Annotated in this window: 19 protein-coding genes and 1 pseudogene; 7 read left to right on the top strand and 13 right to left on the bottom strand. The window is 56.7% G+C overall.

The window, feature by feature from the left end:
- Positions 1-67 precede the first annotated feature (67 nt).
- A complete protein-coding gene (locus ACKGJP_RS03690; RefSeq protein WP_409344341.1) occupies positions 68-3,640 on the bottom strand; it encodes a glycoside hydrolase family 44 protein in 3,573 nt (1,190 codons plus the stop codon).
- 244 nt (positions 3,641-3,884) lie between these two features.
- Between ACKGJP_RS03690 and ACKGJP_RS03685 the strand changes: the two genes are divergently transcribed.
- The 4 genes from ACKGJP_RS03685 (at position 3,885) to ACKGJP_RS03670 (ending at position 6,089) form a co-directional block, all read left to right on the top strand.
- Entirely contained in the window at positions 3,885-4,061 is a 177-nt protein-coding gene (locus tag ACKGJP_RS03685; RefSeq protein ID WP_409344340.1) for a hypothetical protein, read from the top strand.
- Positions 4,062-4,252: 191 nt separating this feature from the next.
- Positions 4,253-4,885 (top strand): 3-hexulose-6-phosphate synthase, encoded by a 633-nt coding sequence (gene hxlA / locus ACKGJP_RS03680; protein ID WP_409344339.1) that lies wholly within the window; start codon positions 4,253-4,255, stop codon positions 4,883-4,885.
- Between the two features lie 6 nt (positions 4,886-4,891).
- Positions 4,892-5,449: a 6-phospho-3-hexuloisomerase gene (gene hxlB / locus ACKGJP_RS03675; protein ID WP_409344338.1), complete on the top strand. Its 558-nt coding sequence runs from the start codon at positions 4,892-4,894 to the stop codon at positions 5,447-5,449.
- Positions 5,450-5,687: 238 nt separating this feature from the next.
- Positions 5,688-6,089 (top strand): winged helix-turn-helix transcriptional regulator, encoded by a 402-nt coding sequence (locus tag ACKGJP_RS03670; RefSeq protein WP_409344337.1) that lies wholly within the window; start codon positions 5,688-5,690, stop codon positions 6,087-6,089.
- 124 nt (positions 6,090-6,213) lie between these two features.
- Here the strand turns inward: ACKGJP_RS03670 and ACKGJP_RS03665 are convergent, their stop codons facing one another.
- Both ACKGJP_RS03665 and ACKGJP_RS03660 read right to left on the bottom strand, forming a co-directional pair.
- Entirely contained in the window at positions 6,214-6,771 is a 558-nt protein-coding gene (locus ACKGJP_RS03665; protein ID WP_409344336.1) for an NUDIX domain-containing protein, read from the bottom strand.
- Between the two features lie 191 nt (positions 6,772-6,962).
- A complete protein-coding gene (locus ACKGJP_RS03660) occupies positions 6,963-7,466 on the bottom strand; it encodes a DinB family protein (RefSeq protein ID WP_409344335.1) in 504 nt (167 codons plus the stop codon).
- Between the two features lie 210 nt (positions 7,467-7,676).
- Between ACKGJP_RS03660 and ACKGJP_RS03655 the strand changes: the two genes are divergently transcribed.
- The 3 genes and pseudogenes from ACKGJP_RS03655 (at position 7,677) to ACKGJP_RS03645 (ending at position 9,633) form a co-directional block, all read left to right on the top strand.
- Positions 7,677-8,492: a TrmB family transcriptional regulator gene (locus ACKGJP_RS03655; protein WP_409344334.1), complete on the top strand. Its 816-nt coding sequence runs from the start codon at positions 7,677-7,679 to the stop codon at positions 8,490-8,492.
- Positions 8,493-8,579: 87 nt separating this feature from the next.
- Positions 8,580-9,316 (top strand): annotated as a pseudogene (locus ACKGJP_RS03650) (AzlC family ABC transporter permease).
- Positions 9,307-9,633: an AzlD domain-containing protein gene (locus tag ACKGJP_RS03645; protein WP_409344333.1), complete on the top strand. Its 327-nt coding sequence runs from the start codon at positions 9,307-9,309 to the stop codon at positions 9,631-9,633. The pseudogene ACKGJP_RS03650 and the gene ACKGJP_RS03645 overlap by 10 nt, the downstream one beginning before the upstream one ends.
- Positions 9,634-9,904: 271 nt before the next feature.
- On the opposite strand, the gene ACKGJP_RS03640 is transcribed toward ACKGJP_RS03645, so the two are convergent.
- The 10 genes from ACKGJP_RS03640 to ACKGJP_RS03595 all read right to left on the bottom strand — a co-directional run bounded on the left by ACKGJP_RS03640 (position 9,905) and on the right by ACKGJP_RS03595 (position 22,224).
- Complete coding sequence (locus tag ACKGJP_RS03640; RefSeq protein ID WP_409344332.1) at positions 9,905-11,203, bottom strand: FAD-dependent oxidoreductase; 1,299 nt, start codon at positions 11,201-11,203, stop codon at positions 9,905-9,907.
- 98 nt (positions 11,204-11,301) lie between these two features.
- Positions 11,302-12,870, bottom strand: a complete 1,569-nt coding sequence (locus ACKGJP_RS03635; protein ID WP_409344331.1) for an extracellular solute-binding protein — start codon at positions 12,868-12,870, stop codon at positions 11,302-11,304.
- 139 nt (positions 12,871-13,009) lie between these two features.
- Positions 13,010-13,870 (bottom strand): carbohydrate ABC transporter permease, encoded by an 861-nt coding sequence (locus ACKGJP_RS03630; protein ID WP_409344330.1) that lies wholly within the window; start codon positions 13,868-13,870, stop codon positions 13,010-13,012.
- A complete protein-coding gene (locus ACKGJP_RS03625) occupies positions 13,864-14,724 on the bottom strand; it encodes an ABC transporter permease (RefSeq protein WP_409347062.1) in 861 nt (286 codons plus the stop codon). Before ACKGJP_RS03625 ends, ACKGJP_RS03630 begins: the two co-directional genes overlap by 7 nt.
- A gap of 301 nt (positions 14,725-15,025) precedes the next feature.
- Entirely contained in the window at positions 15,026-16,519 is a 1,494-nt protein-coding gene (locus ACKGJP_RS03620; RefSeq protein WP_409344329.1) for a helix-turn-helix domain-containing protein, read from the bottom strand.
- Positions 16,491-18,290: a sensor histidine kinase gene (locus ACKGJP_RS03615; RefSeq protein WP_409344328.1), complete on the bottom strand. Its 1,800-nt coding sequence runs from the start codon at positions 18,288-18,290 to the stop codon at positions 16,491-16,493. The genes ACKGJP_RS03620 and ACKGJP_RS03615 overlap by 29 nt, the downstream gene beginning before the upstream one ends.
- Before the next feature lie 79 nt (positions 18,291-18,369).
- Complete coding sequence (locus ACKGJP_RS03610; RefSeq protein WP_409344327.1) at positions 18,370-19,308, bottom strand: DMT family transporter; 939 nt, start codon at positions 19,306-19,308, stop codon at positions 18,370-18,372.
- A gap of 123 nt (positions 19,309-19,431) precedes the next feature.
- Complete coding sequence (locus ACKGJP_RS03605; protein ID WP_409344326.1) at positions 19,432-20,751, bottom strand: transporter; 1,320 nt, start codon at positions 20,749-20,751, stop codon at positions 19,432-19,434.
- A 1-nt stretch (position 20,752) separates the two neighbouring features.
- Complete coding sequence (locus ACKGJP_RS03600; protein WP_409344325.1) at positions 20,753-21,451, bottom strand: response regulator; 699 nt, start codon at positions 21,449-21,451, stop codon at positions 20,753-20,755.
- Complete coding sequence (locus ACKGJP_RS03595) at positions 21,448-22,224, bottom strand: sensor histidine kinase (RefSeq protein ID WP_409344324.1); 777 nt, start codon at positions 22,222-22,224, stop codon at positions 21,448-21,450. The genes ACKGJP_RS03600 and ACKGJP_RS03595 overlap by 4 nt, the downstream gene beginning before the upstream one ends.
- Positions 22,225-22,427: the final 203 nt, after the last annotated feature.

Raw genomic sequence — 22,427 nt, 5'->3', positions numbered from 1 at the left:
ACTTGCCAATCGAAAAAGCGTCCGTCCGCCGCCGATAGCGGCTGCGAATGGACGCTTTGCCCTGAAGCTATTCCGCGCTAAGCACGATGTGACAGGCCGTCAGCTTCGGAATCTCGTAGGTGAATGTATTGCCGGAAATGGCCGCAACCGGCTCCCGTTCCGTTATCGCGGAGCTTTGGCCGTCGAACGCCCAGACGCGCGCCGACGTATAGCCATTTGCTCCGGCGAGGTCGAACACGGCATTCATCGCATGATCGTTGTTTTTGTTCAATACGATCAGATGCAGCTTGTTGTCGCTATCCTCGTACACGGAGCCGTATATCGAGCTGTTCTCGATATCGGACGTCTCCGCCTTTACCTTCGTGTCGCCGAAGCCCGAGTCGTTCCCGTCGTAGTTCCGGTACAGCTTCGCCGCCGCTGTAATATACGGCGCTTCTTTAAGCCCGTTAACCATTTTCCAGAAGCTGGCGAAATGAACGCCGTATTTGCCGAAAATGCCGAGAACGTCCGCTTGAGCGATGCCGCCGTACACATTGTTTTCGCCGCCGTAATTGTATTCCGAGATCGCGATTTTCGTACCCGGATTGTACGTATCGATCGATTGCTGCAGTCTCGGAATGACCGGCAGGAAGCCGCTGAACCACTGTCCGATCCAAGTGTTCTCCGTGTAGCTCGGATCCCACAGCGATCTGGGCGCCTGCATGCGCTCCTTGTTCGCTTCCAGATTGCCGTTAGAGTTGCTGTCGGTAATCCGGTAGCCGCCCGCCGTATTCTCCGGATACCAGTGAATGTCGAGCGCATCGAGCAGCCGCTTGCCTTCCTGCAGCGACGCCACGCGGAAGCGGTCCAAATAGTAATCCATGTACCAGTCGTACGTACCTTTAACGGCGTTCCAATCGGCGGCCTCGTGCATGTTGTACATTTCGTCGAAGCCGTAGGAAACCGGACCGTACAGCTCGGCGTCCGGATCGACGCTTTTGACCGCCTTGGCGAGCGCGATGCCTTTATCCGCCACCTCCGCGCTGCCCGGAGCCTGAGGATGCATGTACATATGCGTTTTGCCCCACAGGCCGGGCTCGTTGTCGAGCTGGTAGGCCTTGATGCCCGTCGCCGTTTTGGCGCCGCCGAACTTGTTCACCAGGTAATGCACGAACTCGTCCATATAGACGGCGTTGTCCGTCAAATTCGGAACGAGGCTGAACGGAGCGCCCTTGGACGGCTTCACTTCGACCCAGCGGGAGGATGGCGCCGTTTGCGCAGCCGTTACCTCTCCGTTACTATCGTTAGCCACAAAGCCTGCCGACTGAAGCGTAACGAGGGAGAACATGCCCTTGTCGAGCGACTTTTGGTGAAAGCCCGCAATGCCGATGCCCGGCTCCTGCATGTTGCCGCCCCACGGGACGCCTCCGTAGAACCAAGGCACATAATTGTCGCTTAGGAAAAAGTAGTCGTCGCCCGCATTGGACGCATTCGTCTCCCAGTTGTAGGTGGACAACCGGTTGCCGCCCATCCGCCGCGCGGTCCAATTCTCGGTCCCCGTCAAATCTTCGTTCGTGCCGTAAATGTACGGGCTGATCGGTGCCCGGTCCGCGGATGGATCGACCGAGAAGGTCACGTCGAACTTGCCCTCAGGGACGAACTTCGCATTCGCCCGCAGCAATGCGCTCCATATGCCGCGCGTTACCCCGTCCTTGGCGCGCACTCTGTACGTATGCTGGGAGCCGGAAGCAAGTCCTTCATGCATATAGGACGTTTGCATCCCCGCGTCCGTGATGACGCCGTCAACCTCGATTTCGTAGCCGGTTACCGTTTCGGCAAGCTTGCTCCAGCTCACCGCAACCGAGCTTTCCGCCGGTTTCGCTCTCACGCCCGAGGGAGCCGGAAGCGCCTGTTCCCCCGTCGTCTTGAGCGACAGCTTGGAGCTCCAGATGCTGAGCTTGTCTCCGGCTCTCGCTCTCACTTTATACGAATGCCGGGTGCCCGGGCTTAGCCAGTCGTGCTTATAGGACGTTCCCGTAATGCTCTCGACCAGCCGTCCGTCCGCCTCGACGTCATAACCCGTTGCGCCTGCAACCGGCTGCCACGATACGGTGATCGCGTCATCGGCAGGGACCGCCGTCACCTCTTGCGGATACGAAGGGATGTCGAACAGCGCAGGCTCCGTTCCCCACACCAGAGCTCCGGACCGGTAGCCCGTCACTTTGCCGTTATCGGTATAATCCGAGGACGAAAGAAACGAGTAATCGTTCGTATGATCGAAGATCGACCAATTCTCTTTGTTCATCCAGGTGTAAACGCCCGCCTTCGCACCCGGATTAAGCGGCCCGGCATCGGCCGTGAACCCGATTTCCAGGTAATGATCCGCCGTCTCGGACGGAATCGGCATTTTGACAAACTTCGTCGTCACGTTCCGGTTCGCAACCGTCGACCAGAAGCCGATCGACAACGGACTTTCCTCTTCGATCGTAAAATAATAACGCAGCGCCAGCTCGCTAAGATCGATCGGCTCACCGCTCGCACTTTCGATTTCGAAGCCCGGGCTCGGCATTTGCGACCAGCTGCTCGTTCCCGTCTTCGAAAAAATTTTGACGGCTGCCGTACCGGATGGCGCGGAGGTTTGGGCGGTTACCGCCTCGCTCCAGACCCCCGCTGCGCCGGCCCGCTTCGCTCTGACGCGGTATGTGTGAGGCGTATTCGCAAGCAGCTCTTGATGAACATAGGAGGTTCCCCGGACATCCGGCACAACGATGCCGTCCGCCTCCACATCGTAGCCCGACGCCCCGTTAACTTCATTCCAAGTCACTTTAATCGCGCGCAGCTCAGGCACGGCTTTGACGGACTCCGGTGCCGGCAACGCTTGCGTTTCGTCCGGCAGTACGGCGAACCTGCCGGCTTCGGCGCTTACGCGCTTCGTTTGGCTGCGGTCCGGACTGTATGCGCCGAGCTCGACGCGGTAATCTCCCGGTTTCGCGTCCTGCGGCACCGTCCAGTCTGCGGCGAAATGACGCTCCTGCCCGGCCTCGAACCGGCTCTTCGCGATCTCCGCCGTCGATTTCGCTCCATCCGGCCCGATAATGACGGCTTCTATGAGAGCATCGCCGTATACCCGCGATGTTACCGTAACGCCGACATTCACCGTACCGCCCGGCCGAACGGTCTCCGGAGCAGCCTTCACGCTGCCGGTGAAAGCCACCTCTTCCAGGGAAACCGTCAGCGTTGCGGCTCCGGCATGCCAATCATACATGCCGTTCCAGCCGGCGCCGAAAACGCCCAAGCTGACGATATACTCGCCTTCGCTGAGCCCCGGGGGCACGTTCCAGACGAAAGGAACCGTTCTTGTCTCGCCGGCCTTCACGTCGATGCGATCGGCGAACGCCTGGTGAACCTTCTTCAAGGAGGGGTCGAATATTTCCAAATCGACCAATAGGGAGGCATCCTCCGAAGCCGTCACCTTCGCAAGAAGCGAAGCCGCCGAGCCCGGCGCGACAGGCGAAGCCTGCACGTCGACCGCGGTCTCTACGGAAGCCGCCGCAGCCGCGTTTTTGGGTATGCCAAGCAAAGAAAACCCGTTCATCATAAGGATTCCGGCCAACGCCCAAACGAGCAGCCGGACCGTTCTTCGCTGCGTAGAAATAAACATGGTATGGATTCTCCTCTCGATCTCAATAAAAGCTTCGTTCCCGTTCCGCTAGTCTGGGACAAGCCGGAATCGAAACTTACTAAGCGATTATAGGACCATCCCCCAGCCTTGAGTAGGATGATTTTTATTCACCCCTCCCGGAAATGCCCGCCCCGAGCGGCTGCTGCCCCTCCTATCGACCGCCGCGACAATCGAAGCATCCCCTACATAACGTAAGATGGCAGCGATAACAGGAGGGCGAAGCATGATTCGGACACATGTGCAAACATACAAGCATCGTGTCGGCAAACATACTTACCTTATCGTGAAAATTTACCAGACGGCAACCGCCAAAGCCAAACAGGGCAACGTTCTGGCGAGCAATGCCGCGAGCGTTCGAATCTATAAGCATCGCAGGCGGCAAAAGACGGCTGAAGGATAGCGAATGAGCGCTGTCCTTCGGCTTTTTTTGACTTTTTTGTACATACTCGGTCAAGCAGTTGTCCTCCAATAGTACCGTCCAGGTAACTACGCCACTTTGAAGTGCGTACTTCCTAAGCTGATAGTTAGGTTCTACAATGAGCGTGTGTCGACAACAACAACAACGAACCCTTCTAAAGGAGCGATAATCATATGGAACTTCAATTGGCCTTGGACCTTGTAGATATTCCCGAAGCAAAAAAAGTGGTGGCGGAGGTGGCGGCATACATCGATATCGTCGAAATCGGTACGCCGGTCGTGATCAACGAAGGACTGAGAGCCGTCAAAGAAATCAAAGCGGCGTTCCCGTCTCTGCGTGTCCTCGCCGACCTGAAAATTATGGATGCCGGCGGCTATGAGGTCATGAAAGCATCCGAGGCGGGAGCGGATATCATTACCGTTCTCGGAGCTTCCGATGATTCGACGATCAAGGGAGCCGTAGAAGAAGCCAAGAAGCAAGGCAATAAAATTATGGTGGACATGATAAACGTAAAGGACATCGAGGGAAGAGCGAAGGAAATCGACGCGCTCGGCGTTGATTACATCTGCGTCCATTCCGGCTACGATCACCAAGCGGCAGGCAAAAACTCCTTCGAGGAGCTAACGGCCATTAAACGCGTCGTCAAGCATGCGAAAACGGCTATTGCAGGCGGCATCAAGATGAACACCTTGCCGGAAGTCATTAAAGCAAATCCCGATCTCGTCATTGTGGGGGGCGGCATTACCGGCCAAGCGGATAAAAAAGCGACGGCCGCCGAAATGAAAAGTTTGATCGAACGGGCGTAACGGCCGATGAAAACAACCGCTTATGCAGCCGAAATCGTGAAGGAGCTCCACGACTCTATCGAACGGATCGCCGAGGAAGATGCCGAGAAATTGGCCGATGGCATCCTGCGGTCCGGGAAAGTATTTGTCGCGGGCGCCGGAAGGTCGGGTCTTATGGGCCGCGCTTTCGCCATGCGCCTGATGCATTCGGGAATTGACGCTTATGTGGTCGGCGAAACGGTAACCCCCGGTATCGGCGAAAACGATCTGCTGATCATCGGTTCGGGTTCGGGAGAAACGAAAAGCCTCGTCTCGATGGCTCAGAAGGCGAAGGGGCTCGGGGCGGCGGTCGTTGCCGTCACGACCGCTCCCGAGTCGACGATCGGGCGTTTAGCGGATGCCGCCGTTAAACTGCCCGGCTCTCCGAAGGATCGGGAAGGCTCCGCCAAAACGACGATCCAGCCCATGGCGTCTTTATTCGAGCAGACGTTATTGATCTTTTACGATGCCGTTATTCTCGGTCTGATGGATAAACGGGGATTGGATTCCGGCCGGATGTACGGCAGACATGCCAATCTGGAATAGTCGCACCCTCGAATAACCTTTGAAAGTCCTCACGCTTATAAGTGAGGGCTTTTCACATAAATGCGGCTGCAGGAGGTAAAACAGGATGGAATCGGCAACATTCGTACGGTTTGGGACGACCTTTTAAATAAAGCCAGGCAGCCGGTACCTTCATTTCCTCTAAGTATCCTTTGAGAGAGTACATTCTTTTTGGCTATGTAGTTTCCTATGGTATACTATCGAGAGAAGGAGGATGATCATGGCAAGCGAGGTAAAGGAACGAATCAACCTTAAAGAAATCAATTGCGAGAAGGAACTCACCTTAGCGGTCATAGGCGGTAAATGGAAGCTGATCATCCTGTGGCATTTGGGTCTGGAAGGAACCAAGCGATTCAGCGAACTGAAGAAACGGATTCCCCACATCACGCAGAAAATGTTGACCAACCAGCTCCGCGAATTGGAGGAGGACCGGCTGCTTCACCGGAAGGTGTACCCAGAGGTACCGCCTCGCGTCGAATACTCTTTGACGGAGCACGGCGAGAGTCTGATGCCCGTATTGAAAATGATGTATAACTGGGGCAAAGACTACGGGGAACGCGTCATATGGAATGAGGAACGGACTTGTCCGCACGGAAGCCTACTGTCTGAACAAGACAGGTAACGATAGATAATAAAAGAGATCACGCTCTGTCGATTCCCACGACGGGCTTGATCTCTTTTCGCTTTCGTTAGGTACGGTCCCATCCTCGCAAATATGCGATTGCGGCAATCCGAAGACGCAGGCGTTACACCCGGAACAAGCCGCTGCCTTCCATCGGCACGATCGGATCCTCGTCCTCCGACAATCCGCGCGTTTCGCCTTTCAGCGCGACGTCGATCAGCCATTTCGTAAAGCCGGCCACCTTCATGTCCGCCATTTGCTCCAGGCTGTAGAAGCCTGCCGCATCCACCTCCACGCCGTCGGGCACCGGTTCTCCCGACACGTACTCCATCGCGAAAGCGACGTAAACGTTATGAATGCTTCTCGGCTGGTCGCGGACGGCCACAATGCGCTTGACCTCCGCGCGGATTCCGCATTCCTCCAGCACTTCGCGTTTAATCGTATTGTGCATCAGCTCGGTTTGCTCGATATAGCCGCCGGGATTCGTCCAATTGCCTTTTCCCGGTTCCATCGCTCTTCTGACCAGCAGAAACTTGCCGTCTCTTTCAATCAAAGCGCCGACGCCGACGCTGTAATTTCCCCAATGGACGAAGCTGCATGCAGGGCAAGCTTTCCTGGATACCCCGTCAACCTCCCGCACTTCCAAAGCCGTTCCGCACGACATACAAAACTTTGCATCCATGAAAGATACCACCTTTTCCCCGATTCCATGACAGCTTAGGGTCACTGAAATCTAGCATACCGAAATACGCGGTATTTATAAAGCAGGAATTATTCCGGGAAAAAGCAGGGAACGCATCCAGGCCGGCGGCCTTGACGGGGGAACATTATGGGGTCTTACAGGTGTCCTAAGCCTTGCCCGCGCGGCCGTGCTTACTCCGAATACCAGAATAAAGCGTACTCCGTCATGACGGACGGGAAGCCCATCTGGCGCAGCATGGCGGTTATATTCCCGCGATGATAGGTTCCGTGGTTGACCACCTGGATGACCATTTCCGATAGGCGCGTTTCCCGCACGCCCGCATAGGGGTTGTTCAGGGTAACCGACGCGTCCAAATCCTCATGCTGCGCCAATGCCGTTTTGAAATCCTCGAACAAGCACTCATACTTGGCTTCCAGCTGCTCCAAGCTTAGCGCCTCCATTTCCTTCTGCAAAGGCTCGGCATGTTTCATCGCTTCGCTCATGTCTTGACCGGAGAGGATGGCCAGCCAGCCGCGTTCAACAACATAAATATGAGAGATTGCCTTGGAAAGGGATGTAAACGCGCTTTGCATTTCCCGGGTGTACACGGACTCCGGCAGCTCCTTTAACCGGTTAATGATCGTTCTGGTTGCCCATACGTTAAAATCGTACATGCGTACGGCATGATGAGTCATCGAAGTACCTCCAAGGTATGTGTATTTGTTTCCCTTTCATCGGGGGATAGCTCTATCATACCCCTCCTTACTGACAACTGTATGTCAGGGTTAGAGATCCATTTTCCGGTGTTTGTTCTCCGCCCCGGCTGTTTTTGCCTATCGATCGATTGACAGATGAATAGCGCAGTCCTATAGTAAGTATACAACTAACTACTACAAGGAGCTTGTATGGAGGACATCTATAGGGAACTTCAGAAATTAGGCTTCTCCCAGTATGAGTGCAAAGCCTATATCGGGCTGCTGAAAAACTCTCCCATCACCGGATACGAGATCAGCAAACGATCGGGCGTTCCCCGGTCCATGATCTATGAAGTGCTGGGAAAGCTGCTGGATAAGGGAGCCGTCTACACCGTGCCCTCGGAGCCGGTGACCTATGCGCCGTTGCCTGCAAAAGAGCTGATCGGCCGGCTGCGCAGCACGTTCGAGCAATCCTTCGACTACCTGGAGAAGAAGCTGTCCGCTTTGGAAAGCGAACAGGAAGTGGACGTCATTCGGCGCATCAGCAGCGACGAGCATGTTATAGCGGAAATGAACGATATGATCGGTAAAGCGCAAGAGGAACTATGGTTATCCATTTGGTCGCCTCAAGTTCCCTTTATTAAAAATGAAGTGGACCGTCGCGTCAAAGAAGGCGTTCAGGTATTCTCCTGTCTGTTCGGTTCCCCGGGCACCCAATTGGGCGTAACCACCCATCACGATTATATGGCTCCGGAGGTCGCCGAGGAGCGTATACGGGGGCATTTGACCATTGTCGCGCGGGACAACGAAGAGGTGCTCATCGCCAATTTTGCCTCCACCGCGGGCGGCGCGGCGTGGGCGGTCAAGACGCAGGACACGGCACTCGTCCTCGTCGCGATGGAATACTTGCGGCATGACATCATGTTTGCGCAAGTAGCCCATGCCTTCGGTCCCGAAAAGATCGAAGCGTTCTGGAGCAGTAAACCTGACTTGGTACATGTGGTGACGGGAAAACGGTTCAAGTAAGTTGAACCGTATTTTCTTTGTCGTTTTCATAGTCGTTAGTACTATAACACCTTGAAATCACTCTTTATAGCTGCGAAGGGGAGCATCATGAGTTTACAACAAGCCGATTTACGATCACGTACGATGCAGGAAGGCGAAGACAGCTTTCTGCAGGGAGTCAAAGATTGTTTGCCGACCTTGCTCGGCTACGCGAGCATCGGAATTGCCGCGGGCATTGTCATGACGACTGCGGGTCTCAGCATGATGGAGATCACTTTATTTTGCTTGCTCCTGTATGCCGGGTCCGCGCAATTTATTGCGGTTGGCATGATGGCGTCAAGCAGCTCGATTACGGCGATTACGATTACGGCATTTTTCGTCAATGCCCGTTATTTGTTGCTTAGTGCGGCGGTATCGCCCTATTTCAAGCATCTGACTCCGCTCAAGAACATGCTGGTGGGTGCCCTTCTTTCGGATGAAACCTTCGGCGTCGCCATGAACAAGACCGTCCTTACGAAGAGAATCAGCGAGAAATGGATGCACGGGCTGAATTTGACCGCCTACCTCGGCTGGTGGGTTGCCAATATGGCAGGGGCTATCGCAGGACAGTGGATTTCGAGCCCGGAAACATTCGGTCTGGATTTTGCCTTGGCGGGCATGTTTATCGGACTGTTCGTCCTCTCCGTGCGGGCAGAAAGCGGCTCAAGCCCGATCTGGCCGTTGCGGTCATTGCCGCCTTCGTAGCCGTGGGGAGCTCATTTTTCATGTCCGGCAGCCTTGGCATCATTGCGGCGACCTTGGTTGCAGCGACGGCAGGAATGGCGGTGGATAAAAAATGGAAATAAGATGGAGCGTTTTTTTGATCGTGATCGGAGCTTCTCTTGTCACCCTCATTCCGAGGGTTGTTCCGTTAATGATTCTAAGCCGTTTCGAATTGCCGGGCTGGGCCATGCGGTGGCTGAATTATGTGCCGATTTCGGTTATGGCCGCTCTGATCGGCCAGGAGCTCTTCCTGCATGACGGCAAAATGCCGCCGTTAACCGACAACGCGGAGCTTATCGCCGCCTTGCCTGCGTTTTTCGTTGCGGTCAGGACGCGCAGTATACTTGCGACCGTGGTGGTAGGGGTCGCCGCTTTGATGGTTTTGCGTTCCTTCCTGTAAGTTACAGAGGGAACGTGGATGCGCGATTTCAAGCGATTCGCCCTCTTGCCTGCCTACTGCGGAACTAGAGTGCGTTATTCGTCCGTTTCCAGCCTCCAAACGGCGATTTGCCGCCAAATAAGATACTCTCGTTCCGCGAAAAGTCGAAATTGCCGGCAACGCCAAAGAATAAGGCATTGACGTTCCGCTTGCGCGAAACATCCATTGATCGCCACACTTGTCGCAAACCGAAAAAAAACCGCAGCCGATTAACATCGGCTGCGGCTTTGCTTTATTCTCCCGCCGCGCTCGAAACGCCGCCGGCGAAGCCGAGCACCGCTCCCTGTGCGGTCAGCGCTTCCTGCACTTTGCGCACGTCGAGTTCGCGCGGCAGCACTTGCTCTTTGGCGCAAAGCGCCGCCGCCGTACCGGCCGCCTGACCGATCGCCATGGCGATCGGCTGCACGCGGATCGCCGAGTGCGCCTCGTGCGTCGCCGAGATCGGACGTCCGCCGATCAGCAGGTTCTCGATCCTCTTCGGCACGAGCGTGCGGAACGGAATGTCGTACCATTCCCCTTCCGGCAAGTGCTGCAGGATCGTGCCCGCTCCGTCCGGATTGTGAATGTCGACCGGGTAAGCGCCGCGGGCGATCACGTCCTCGAACCGGCAGGAAGCGAGCAGCTCCTCGGCCGTCAGCATATATTCGCCGACGACGCGGCGCGATTCGCGCACGCCGATTTGCGGCGCGGTCGTTTGCAGGTAGGCGTCACGGAAGGCGGTCACTTCCGCCTTGAGAAAGCGGACGAGCTGCTGCGTCTGACGCCGCCCTTCGATTTCCGCCTCCGTCAGCTCCCACGGATTCGTCGCGTCTTTACGAAGAACCCTTGTCGTATTGAAATGAATGACGCCGGGCTGATTCGCGTAAAACCACAGGACGTTTTCGCGAGGGCAATCGATATCGCCGCGCCGCTTCGCTTCCAAATACAGCTCCGTAATTTCCGCTCGCGTCGGCATTAGCTCCATATCGACGTTCGCCATCCGGAAATTGAGCGTCATCGGCTGGCTCAGGCTATCCACCGCCCGCCCCTTCTCGACGATGGCGCCGGCAAACGAGGCAAGATCCGCATCGCCGGTCGTATCGACATACATATCCGCTTTCAGATCGACGAGTCCCGCTTTGTTCGCGAACCGCACCGTTTCGATCCGCGTTCCGGCTTCGTCCATCCTCGCTTCGCCAAGGAAGGAGTGATACAGCAGCGTAACGCCGGCTTCGAGGCATAGCTGCTCCGCCGCGACCTTAAGCGCTTCGGGATCGAACGCCGTCTTTTGCTTCGGATGCCCGTACATGCCCATCTCCGTCATCCGGTCGATCAGCTCCTGCAGCACCCCGAAAATGAGCTGCACGTTGCTGCCGCCCGATGCCCAATACGACATCCACGGATTGACCATCATGGCCGTTCCCGCACCGCCCAAAAATCCGTACCGCTCCACCAGCAGCGTCTCCGCGCCCATCCGGGCCGCGGCTACAGCCGCGGCTATGCCGCTCGGGCCGCCGCCGGCCACGATGACGTCATACGTTTGCTTGCTCACTCGATCTCCTCCTTAGTCTCTCGAACTTCGCCACGCTCAGCCGCTAGGGCCTTACACCCGAACATAACCTCATTCAGCCGTCAGCTCTTATCCCGATGCTATTTCACAAATCCTTGCTCCCGGATCTGCTTCTCCCCGGTATCCACATAAAGCTTGTATTTGAACGTCGTCTCAAACGTCTTCAGGAAATCCGGATACTCGTTGATCGACCGCTTGCCCGAGACGAATTTGATCATTTCCTCTTCGGCGAACCGGTCCGCATCCGCTTTGTTGAAATCGGTCGGCGGAATGACCGAGCTGTCGAAGCTGTGGATTCGCGGCGTTTGGATCGCAAACTCAGTCGCAGCCGCTTGGTTCGGAAACTTGATGGCCAAATATTCTTTGTTCGGACGGCCCGTGATTTGATACAGGTTAAAATAGTTCCCTTCCTTCGCCATTAGCTCCGTAGGCACGATCTTGCCGTCCTTCATGTTGTAATGTTTGCCTTCGAGACCGTACATGACGAGCCGGTTGCCTTCTTGGCCGGATACGTAGTTGATCAGATCGAACACCTTTTGCAGCTTTGCCTTATCCTTCTCCAACGCCTTCGGAATGACCCAATAGCGCGACGGCCGGTCAAAATCGTACGATCCGTCGAATTGGCCGCCCGGCCCTTTAAGCGGCTCCATTTGAATCCACTCCGCCTGCGGGTTGATCGCTTTGTACTGCGCGACGAACTCGTCCTTGGCCATATCCGTCCAGCCCTTGAAAATAAAGCCCGCTTTCCCCTGGAACGCCTTCTGTACCTCGATATTCCCTTTATTCGTCATAATTTCGGGATCGACAACCCCCGAGTCGAATACCGATTTGATAAACTTGAGCGCCTCAGGCATAGCGGGGTCGTAGTAAGCATTCACGACTTTGCCGTTCTTCTCGTAGAACGAACCGGGTGCTCCAACGCCGTATGCGCCGAAAATAGTAGCGAAGCTGTCGAGCTTGGCTCCGGTAAAGCCGTACGTGTCCTTCTTCCCGTTGCCGTCCGGGTCCTGTTCGGTAAACGCTTTGGCGACGGCCATAAACTCCTCGATCGTCTTCGGCACCTTCAAGTTAAGCTTCTCCAGCCAATCCTTGCGAACCCACATGGACGAAAACGGGACGTCGCCGATCCGGGGAACCGCAAAAATTTTATTGTTGATCGTCACCTTTTTCATGATGTTCGGCGTCAGCCCGACGACGAAGTCTTTGGCCGCCTTCATATCCTTATCCATGTAAGGCGTCAGATCGAGAAGAAGCCCTTTATCCGAAAATTCCTTCACGTCCGAGAAATCGACCGAGAACAGATCCGGGTAGTTGCCGCCCGACAGCCGGACGCGGATCTGATTCTTGTAATCGTCTCCGGAGGCGATCGCCGTCAGTTGAAGATCGACGCCCAGCTTCTTGTCGATCGTCTTTTTGATGTCGTCGGCGTCCGCCGCAGGCAAGCCTGAAGCCGCCATCGCCATTTGTATCTTCACCGGTCCTGAAGCCGCCGGCGGAGACGCGGACGCGGACGGTGACGCGCTTTCCGCCCCCTTCGCGGCGCTGGGCTCGCTGCCCTTCTTACCGCCATCCGATGAGGAACAACCCGCTAACATACTTCCCGTAAGCGCTGCAGCAAGTCCGATAGGTACCCACGTTTTTCTGTTCATACGCTACCCCTTCCTTCTTCTCGAATCGATTATTGAATGCCTAGGATAAACGCCTTTCGGCGCATTGAAACCAGACGTTTGCCGAGAATCGAACAATCAGCGGAGGATTACTTTCTGAGATTCGGACGATGCCGGCCGTTCAACCTTTGATCGAGCCTAAGAGCATTCCCTTGGTGAAGTGCTTTTGCAGAAACGGATAGACCACGATAATCGGAAGGCTCGCGAACATGACGGCAGCCATCTGCATCGTCACGGTCGGTACCTGGTCCTCGGCGTTCTCGAGCGGCTGCTGCGACAGCATCAGAATTTCGCGGACGACGACCTGCAGCGGATAGAGCGAACGGTCGGTCACGTACATGATCGCCGCGAAGAAAGAGTTCCAATGGCCGACCGCATAGAACAGGCCGACCGTAATCATGACGGGCAGCGACAGCGGCACCGTAAGCCGGAACAGAATCCCGAATTCTCTGGCGCCGTCGATCCGCGCCGATTCGAAGAGCTCCTCGGGCAGCTGCTCGAAAAAGCTTTTCATAATAAGCACGTTGAAGCTCGAAACGGCCGTCGGCAAAATAAGCGCCCACAAACTGTCGATCAGGCCTGTCGCCTTGACGACGAGGTACGTCGGAATGATGCCGCCGCTGAATAGCAGCGTAAGGACGACCATCAGCAGAAATCCGTTCCGGCCCGGCAGCTGTTTACGGCTGAGCGGGTAGGCGACCAGCGTCGTCAGGATAAGATTGATCGCCGTGCCGACGACGGTGATGTAGACGGTGACGCCTAAGGAACGCGGAATCGTGGACGTGCCGATCAGCTTCTTGTAGGCGTTGAAGGTCAGCTCCTTCGGGAACAGCACGTACCCGCCTTCCTTGAGCACGACTGCGAACGGGGTCAGCGATACGGAAAGCACGTACAGCAAGGGAATGACCGCTGCGAGCCCGACGACCGCCAGGATGGTATAGCTGAACGCTTGAAACAGTTTGTCTTCGGCGTTTCTCACCATATGCTTTCCCCCCAACGCTTGGACAAGGAATTCGAAATATACACGAGGATGAACCCGATGACCGATTTGAACAAGCCGACGGCCGATGCCAAACTGTAATTCCACTGCTCGAGCCCCGTTCGGAATACCCAGGTGTCGAGAATGTCCGCAACCGGATACACGTGCACATTGTACAGGATGTAGATTTGCTCGAAGCCGGCGTCAAGCATGTGCCCCAGTCTAAGGATGAGCAGAAGAATAATGACGTGCCGGATGCCGGGCAGCGTAATATGCCAAACCATGCGCAGCCGGCTCGCGCCGTCGACCCTGGCCGCCTCGTAGAGCGTAGGATCGATGCCGGCGATGGCCGCCAAATAAATGATCGCGCCCCAGCCGAGATTTTGCCAGATTTCCGAGCCGACGAGCACGGTGCGGAACCATTCGGTCGAAGTCAGGAAAGGGACGGCGCTCTGGCCGGAGTCGATGAGCCAGCGGTTGACGATGCCGGAATCTTGAGACAGGAACATAAGCAGAATGCCGTAAATGATTACCCATGACAGAAAATGAGGCATGTAACTGAGCGTCTGGACCAGCGTTTTGAACCAGCGGACCCTGCATTCGTTGAGAAGGATCGCCAGCACAATCGGCGGGATCATTCCGAAGACGAGCTTGTAAATGCTGATCAGAAACGTATTCGTCAACAGCTGGCCGAAATACGGCGATTCGTAAAACTGCTGAAAATACTTGTACCACGGATCCGCCCAGGAGCTGCCCAATATGCCTTCCATCATGTCGAAGTTTTTGAATGCGATCACGACGCCGTACATCGGGAAGTATTTGTAAACGAGGTAATAGATGACGCCCGGCAGCAGCATGAGGTAAAACTCTTTGTACGCCCAAACGGCCTTCACCCGCTTCCGCAGCGGCTTACCGGCGGCCGGGGGAACCGATCGGCTTGAACTTGCTTCCAGTGGTTTAGGCTGCAACGCGGCTCACATCCTTTCCAGGGGTTGAAGGCGGAACGGACTCGCTGCGGCGTAGCGCTCCCGCTTCGCTCCAAGCGAAGCGGAGGGCCCGCGGCATTTGATAGCGCTTTCTCATTTCGTATTCTTACGATAACACGGGGATCCGAACGGTATAAGGAACAGATTTCAGCTTCTGATAGAACAAATTTTGTTAGTTGGGACGGGAACGATATTCGCTCGGGGTAAGCGCCGTCCAGCGTTTGAATATTTTGATGAAATAATTGGCGTTCGGAAAGCCGACCCGCTCCCCGACCTCCGCGATCGGCAGCTCCGTCTGCGCCAGCAGCTTCTTGGCCATGTCGACCCGCAGCCGCTGGATGTAATGGATGAGCGTGACGCCTGTCTTCTTCTTGAACAGTCCGCTGAAGTACGTTTCATCCATCGCCACCAGAACGGCCATGGCCCGGAGCGTGACGTCCCGGTCATAATGCCGGTGAATGTACCCAAGCGCCTTGTCGATTTCCGGATGGTTCGTTAGCGGCTGAACGCCGGCACCGCTCCGCTTGGCATAGCGGTCGGCATTCGCCAGCAGACGCTCGCCGAGCTCCCGGTGGCTGACGCAGGCGAGCAGCCGTTCCTCGTCCGTGCCGCCGTATCCCGCAATGCGCGAGACGCTTCGGTCGACGCGCAGCGCCATGTCCTTCACGACCGCCATCGGCAGACGGCGTTCCTCGATCGACTTCCAGCCGGCCTGCAGCCGCTGCCGGAATTCCTCCAGCCTGTGCTGCTCGAAGCTTTGCAGCCACTCCCGCTCGGTCTTCCACGCGAGAGCGGCGGACGAGACAGGAGCGAGACCGGCGTCGCCGCTAACGAGAAGGCCCGAGCATTCCTCATACCAGGCCCGGTCAAGCGTCCGCAGTACGCGATGCCACGCCGCCGGCATTTCGCGGGCCCCAGCTACATCTGAGCATGCAGCCGTCCACGGAAACGGGCCGTCCCCTTCTTCCCGCGTCCGTACGGCTGCGGGGTTCCAGACGAACACCGTCGTTTGGCCCGAATGCGTAAACGTGTGAATCACGGACCGGCCGCCCGGCGTCACAAGGTCCAGCCCATGGAAATCGTCGAGCGTGAAACGTCTCGCGCCGTGCAGGAAAGATCCGATCCACACGGACTCGAATTTCGCGTCGGGCCACACAGCAGCGTCCGGCGGCAGCCTGCGTTCCTCCGCCTCTTCGGGATTCCCGCCGTAAGCGTGAAACGACTGCCAGACTTCGCGGTACAGTTGCTGAAAAGGATGCGACACCGCCTGAGAGCGCATCTGCAGGTTGCGCAGCAGCTCTCTGTTGACCTTGGCCAACGTTTCCGCCAGCGTACTGCCGTTCATCGACAGCTTGAGCATGTAGGCCGAAGCGCCGAACTCCAGCGCCTGACGGGCGTACTCGAATTCGTTCATGCAGGTCAGCATGACGAAGGAAGACTCGAGGCCTTCTTCCCTTGCCTGCTTGAGCAGTTCCACCCCGTCCATGCCGGGCATCACGATGTCCGCAATGACGAGGTCGGGCGCGTTCGCCCGCATCATGGCCAGCGCCTCCCGCCCGTCCCCGGCCTCCCCGGCGATCGTAAAGCCCATCTCCTCCCAGCGGATCAGCTTTTTGAGCGAGCGTCTGACGAAAACCTCATCCTCCACGAGCAGCACGTTCCACATCGTTACTCCCCCTATCGGCATCGGTATACGGTTCGGCCATCAGCAGCGGAAAGCCGAGTCTCACCCGCGTCCCTGCGGGCAGCGGCTCGATATCCAGCCTGCCGTCCTTCTTGAAAAGCAGCTCCAAGCGCTCCTTGATATTCGTCAGCCCGATGCTTTTCCTTTTGCGGGCAGGGTTCGGAGCCGAGGCGGGATTCCAGCCTGCGCCGTTATCCTCCACCTCCAAATAGCAGCGGCCTCCTTCGGCATACGCGCGAATCCAGACCGCCCCTCCCTTATCCTTGTGAGACAAGCCGTGAAAAATGGCATTTTCCACAAGCGGCTGCAAGCTGAGCTTCGGAACGAGCGCATAATCAATCCTGTCGTCGCATTCCCAGTGGAGCTCGAATTGCTGGTCGTAGCGAAATGAAAGGATAGATACATAGGCCTCCGTAAGCTCTTTTTCCGTCCGAAAATGGATCAGGTCCGCTTCTTCGTTCAAGCTTGTTTCGAGCAGCCGGCCCAGCGACATGCAGATTGCCGCCGTTTCCTCATCGCCCTTGGCCAGCACGTTCCACTTCACCACGTTAAGCGTATTCAGCAGAAAATGGGGGTTCATTTGCGAAAGCAGCATTTGAAAGCGGACCGCCTCCTTTTGCCGTTCCTCCTCCTTCAAACGCCTCAGGAGCGCATGCAGATCGCTGACCATCTTATTGAACGCCTGCGCCACCGCCAGCAGCTCGCCCTTATACCTTCGCGTAGGAAGCTGCGTCTGGAACTGCTTGTCCGCCACCTCCGCCATCTTCTTCTGGAGCAGCCGCAGCGGCCGCGTCATGGTCGACAGGATGAAGAACGTAATGACGACGAACACCAGCGTAAAAAAGAGAAACGTGGAAACCATCCGCTGCTTCGTCTGCTCGATGTCGCCGAAAAACAGCTGCACCGGAAACCGGCTGACGAGCGTCCACTGCATCGCCGGAATCGGCATCCGGTTGTACAAATAAGCGCCCTTGATCAGGTAAGCCCCTTGTTCGGTGCCTGCGCTCGCCCGGACGAACGCCGCAAGCACATCGTCCGAACGGTCCCCCGTCCCGCCGAGCATGGCGTCTTTTTCGTTGAGCAGGAAAAAATCTTGGGTAATCGGAAAGCTTTTGGCCATCGACGAGAGCCAAGTCTGAAAATCGATGCCGATCCGCAGCAGCCCCGCCTCGCGCCCCTGATCGTCGCGAAGCAGCGAGTATAAGGTGACGAGACGCGGACTTTTGCTGTCCTCCTGACGCAGATCGCTCTCCTGATCCGACACCCACGCGTAGCCCGCCTCCCCTTTCCTCAGCGGTTCCAGTCCTTTCTGCTCCAGGGAGGCCTTATAAGAAAGCATACGGGCCGGGATATAGGAGGCATACTGACGGTCCTCCAGATCGGTAAGCGAATAGAACACGAAGGGAGAGGAGAGCGCATTGCTTTTGAGCTCGTTCCACATGCCGTCCATAAGCTTGCGGCGGTCTTCTTCTCCGGCGAGCCCTTTACCGCTTAGCAAGCCGATCACGGCCGGCTCCTTTTCCAGCCGGATGGCAATGCGAAAAACAGTGCCGCGGAGGTCCTCGAAGGTCAGCTTGAGCTGCTCCAGCTGTTTGTTGTTTTGCTCGATGACTTGCCGTTCGACGGATTGTTCGACTTGACGGATGCTGTAGTACTGAAGGAAGGCGTAGGGTAGAAGAATGAGAAGCAGGAAGGCGAGAAAAAGCTGGTTTTTCAGCGAAGAAAGAGCGAAGAAGCCGGGCTTGACTTTCACGTCGTACACCCCCGCATTGCAGTTTGATGTTAATTTACCGCAATAGGGGGGTAAAAGGAAGTTTCGTTTTGCCTACAATTTAACCTTTCCATTCCGCTCCGGTATTCGGGGAGGACACGGCCGTTTTGCGTTTGGATACGTACAGGGAAGCGAGCGTCACCCCGCCGACGATGAACAGCGAGCCGAGCAGCTGCCGGGGCGTGACGGGCAGGCCGAGCACCGCGTATCCGACGACCATGGCGACGAACGGCTCCAAATTGGAGAACATGGCCGCTTTGGCTGCGCCGACCTTCTGCAGCTGGCCGTTCCAAATGAGCGTCACGATGCCGTGCATGGCGATGGCCGTCGCGATGAGCAGCGCCCAAGCCCAGGCCTCGTGGCTGATCCGCCAAACCGAACCGCTCGCCGCAACGGCAGGCACCATCATCGCAAAACCGGCCGTCGTCGACACAAGTGTCGTGATGAGCGGAGGCAGCGTACGGGCGAGGAGCCGCACGATTACGATCGAGCCGGCGAAGGTCAGCATCGTGACGAATATCCAAAGATGGCCGGCGTGCAGCTCCGGCTTCGCCCCTTCGGAGACGACGAAGAAGACGCCGAAAAGCGCCAGCAGCGAGCCGGCCAGCATGCTCGGCGTCACGCGCTCCTTCAGGAAGAGCGCCGCCAGGAAGGCGGTCGTGAGCGGCGTAAGCGCCAAAATTAGCGCGGATGTGGTCGGATCGGCCGTTTGCAGACCGCTGTAAAACGACCATTGATTGAGGAATACGCCGACCAGCCCTAGCAGCAGGAGCAGCATCCACTCCCGGCGGCCGATCGCCGATAGGGAAGTCTTCATGCCGTTTCCGTTCATCTGCCAGTACCGCAGCCCCACGTAAGCGAATAGAAACAAAGTGATGAACAGAAGTCTGGCCCCGGCAAGGAACATGGGGGAGAACGATTTGACAAGTACGTTGCCGAATACGAAATTGCTTCCCCAAACGGCGACGCAGAACGTTAACAGCATGTAGGATCGAAGCATGGACATTTCCTTTCCTTGAATCGGTTGTTCGCTGGGCGGCGCCTCCGGAGCTTCGCCGCTGCTGCATCACGGCCGTCGGAATGCAGACGGCACCTGCCGCCCGTCCGGAAGCCCCGCAGCCGGTTACCGCTTCCGGTATTGCAGCCGGTGCCGCAGCACTTTGCCGCCCTCGTACGCGAGGACCGCGGCGGCCGAAACGATCGCGCTCACCCAAATGGCGTTCATATGGCCCGCCTCTACCCGGCTTGCGTAGCCTGCCGTCAAGCCAAGCAGCGCGCAGAACGGAATGACGTTGCTCGTCTTCCCTTTGCTGAACACGATGACGAGCACGGGGACGATCAGCGCTGCATAGATGATGCCGAAGAAGAACAGCAGCTCCAGCAGCGTCGGCTCCAGAAGGAACGTGAGCACGAACGACAGCAGCCCGATGGCCAGCGCCAGCATATAGCCCATCCGGATTTTTTGCTTCTCGCCGGCTTCCGGCTTGAACAGCGGATACACGTTGCCGACGATCAGGCTGATCAGGGAATGAATCCCGGCCCCGAAGGCGGACGTCACCGCCAGAAACGCGCTTAGCACGAACAGGATGAGCAGCGGAAACGAGTCGATTTTACGAATGAGGTCGAACAGCAGCGAATAAATGTTTTGAAACCCGCCGGTAAAAATAACGATCATGATCATCGCCGAGAAAGCGAGCGGGATCGTCGCCCAGATGAGGCCCGACAGCAAAAACGTCGGCACGACGTTCCTGGTCTCGACCATGTAAAGACGCTGCCACGAAGCCTGATCGACAAACACCTGGCCGCATCCGATCAAGAGGCCCGTCACGATAAAAAACATTCCTTCATGATTGTTCGTCACCAGCAAATACGGATGATAGAGCCGGATGCCGGCATACACGTGCTCGACCCCTTTTTCGATAAAAAAATAAAGCGGGATCAAAATCGCGGCCACGAACACGATGATGACCTGAAAGAAGGCGATCCGGTGAATGACCACGATCCCCCCGAAGCCGGCATAAACGACGCAAAACAGAAAAAACGCCAGCATCCCCAGCGAAATCGGCACATCGAATAAAATATTGAGCAGGAGGCCGCCCGCCATTCCCTGCATGAACATGCCCTCTACGCTGATCGTAAGCAGGATGGCGATCATGATCCAATAGCCCGTCCGGTTCAGCTTCAACCGAAAAAAGTCGCCTATGGTCTCCCCTTCCGGGTACGTGCGGCGCACCTTTCGCCCGACCCATCCGAACGCCGCCAAGGCTAACGCGCCCATCAGCGCATAGCCGATGCCGCCGAAAATGCCGTATTTGATCAGCGCTTCAGGAGAAGCGAATATCGTATTGCCCGTCACCCATCTCGCCAGCACGGACACGACCCCGAGGCCGATGCCGATCTTGGCGGTGCCCAGCGCGTATTCCCGAAACGATTGATACGCCAAGTCACTTCTCCCTCTCGCGGTATTCTTTCGGCGTCATCCCGGCGCTTTTGCGGAAGATCGTGCTGAAATAATGCTGGCTGTTGAATCCCGTTTTCTCCGCCACGGTCGAGATGCTCCAGCCGGGATGGCTGATCAGATACGTCTTGGACAGCTTGATCCGGTACTGCATCAAATATTCGGAGAACGAAACGCCTACCTCGTCGTGAAAGCGCCGGCTCAAATACGTCGGGTTGATATGAACCCCTGCGGCCAGATCGGCCAGCGTCAGCCGTTCGGCGAAACGCTCGTGAATGATCGTCAGCGCATCGTGGATAATCGGGGAGTAGTCCGATTGGGGGCCGCTTGCGCGGTATTTGGCCAGCAGTTCCTCCAGCTCGCTGCGGATGAGCGGCTTCGTCATGTAATCGACCACGCCGAGACGGATCGACTGCTTGGCGTAATGAAAGTTCTGGTGAGCGGTTACAATGATGATATCCATGGACGGATAATGCTTCCGCAGCTCCTCGCCCAGTTCGAGTCCCGACTTTCCCGGCAGGTTGATGTCGAGAAAGGCGAGATGGATTTTGGCCTTCTGGCTGACGGCCAGCGCTTGGCTGCCGTCGGAAGCCTTGTACAGCGTCCAGAGCGGAAAGATCGGACGAATCAAATATTCCAGCTGCTCCAGCTCCAGCGGTTCGTCGTCGACGAGCAGAACGTTCATGTCGGCACCTCGTTTGCATCGGATTCGGGGACATAAGGCCATACGACCTGCACTTCGGTACCGCTCCCCTCAATCATGCGCATATCGACGCCGGCCCGCTCGGCAAAATACAGCTGCAGCCTGCGGCGGATGTTGTCGAGGCCGTGTCCGCTTTTCTCCCCGGCGTCGGTGGCGTGCTGGTGAGACTCAAGCGTGCCGTTGTCGAGCACATACAGGTTGACGTCGTCGCCCTCGCGCCATATGCGAACATGCAGAACCGCTTCGCCGACCTTCCGCTCCAGTCCGTGCTTGAACGAATTTTCGACGATCGTCTGGAGAACGAACGGCGGGATCAGAGCCCCTTTGCTCTCCTCGTCGCAGACCATCGTCGCCATCAGGCGGTCGCCGAAGCGCAGCTTCTGGATTTCGAGATAATGGCCGGTGTAGCGGATCTCTTCGCGCAGCGGGATGAGCGGCTCGCTCGTATGATATTTGAATTTGAGAAATTGCGAAAACACCTCGAGCGCCCGTACCAGCTGCTCGGTACGCTCCAGCCTGGCCAGCGTCAAAATGACGTTCAGCGTGTTGAACAAAAAATGCGGCTGAATCTGGCTGTTCAGCTGGTGGTAAAGCGATTGCTGCAGCTCTTTCTCCAGCTCGATCTTCTTCGCCTTGTTCTCCAGCAGGTCGATCCGTTTCTCGAAGACGAACAGAAACAAGAGCGTGATCGCCCCCAGGATCGGCGCCAAAATAAATAATAAAATAAGCAGCGTAAATCCTTCGAAGCTTAACACAGGGAACCCCTTCTACCGTGCGATTAACCGCTACCGTTACTATTTTCCAGTAAGCCTTGAACTATACGTTGCGTTCGGGCGCGTCCGTTCGTTCCGTTCCTCCCGTAAAGGAGCGTCCGCCGGTTCAAAGCTCGCAGCGAATAGCGCAACGAACCGAGCTTGCGGAGCCGTTTATGCCGCGCCGCATGCAGTCCACAGCCGAT

Source organism: Paenibacillus litoralis, from assembly GCF_046244365.1.
Lineage (GTDB): Bacteria > Bacillota > Bacilli > Paenibacillales > NBRC-103111 > Paenibacillus_V.
This window is presented reverse-complemented; position numbering and strand designations above follow the sequence as displayed.

Excerpts from the sequence above, each read along its gene's own strand:
- ACKGJP_RS03690 (WP_409344341.1), bottom strand. The coding sequence starts at position 3,640 with ATGTTTATTTCTACGCAGCGAAGAACGGTCCGGCTGCTCGTTTGGGCG.
- ACKGJP_RS03685 (WP_409344340.1), top strand. The coding sequence starts at position 3,885 with ATGATTCGGACACATGTGCAAACATACAAGCATCGTGTCGGCAAACAT.
- hxlA (WP_409344339.1), top strand. The coding sequence starts at position 4,253 with ATGGAACTTCAATTGGCCTTGGACCTTGTAGATATTCCCGAAGCAAAA.
- hxlB (WP_409344338.1), top strand. The coding sequence starts at position 4,892 with ATGAAAACAACCGCTTATGCAGCCGAAATCGTGAAGGAGCTCCACGAC.
- ACKGJP_RS03670 (WP_409344337.1), top strand. The coding sequence starts at position 5,688 with ATGGCAAGCGAGGTAAAGGAACGAATCAACCTTAAAGAAATCAATTGC.
- ACKGJP_RS03665 (WP_409344336.1), bottom strand. The coding sequence starts at position 6,771 with ATGGATGCAAAGTTTTGTATGTCGTGCGGAACGGCTTTGGAAGTGCGG.
- ACKGJP_RS03660 (WP_409344335.1), bottom strand. The coding sequence starts at position 7,466 with ATGACTCATCATGCCGTACGCATGTACGATTTTAACGTATGGGCAACC.
- ACKGJP_RS03655 (WP_409344334.1), top strand. The coding sequence starts at position 7,677 with ATGGAGGACATCTATAGGGAACTTCAGAAATTAGGCTTCTCCCAGTAT.
- ACKGJP_RS03645 (WP_409344333.1), top strand. The coding sequence starts at position 9,307 with ATGGAAATAAGATGGAGCGTTTTTTTGATCGTGATCGGAGCTTCTCTT.
- ACKGJP_RS03635 (WP_409344331.1), bottom strand. The coding sequence starts at position 12,870 with ATGAACAGAAAAACGTGGGTACCTATCGGACTTGCTGCAGCGCTTACG.
- ACKGJP_RS03630 (WP_409344330.1), bottom strand. The coding sequence starts at position 13,870 with ATGGTGAGAAACGCCGAAGACAAACTGTTTCAAGCGTTCAGCTATACC.
- ACKGJP_RS03625 (WP_409347062.1), bottom strand. The coding sequence starts at position 14,724 with ATGCTGCTGCCGGGCGTCATCTATTACCTCGTTTACAAATACTTCCCG.
- ACKGJP_RS03620 (WP_409344329.1), bottom strand. The coding sequence starts at position 16,519 with ATGTGGAACGTGCTGCTCGTGGAGGATGAGGTTTTCGTCAGACGCTCG.
- ACKGJP_RS03610 (WP_409344327.1), bottom strand. The coding sequence starts at position 19,308 with ATGCTTCGATCCTACATGCTGTTAACGTTCTGCGTCGCCGTTTGGGGA.
- ACKGJP_RS03600 (WP_409344325.1), bottom strand. The coding sequence starts at position 21,451 with ATGAACGTTCTGCTCGTCGACGACGAACCGCTGGAGCTGGAGCAGCTG.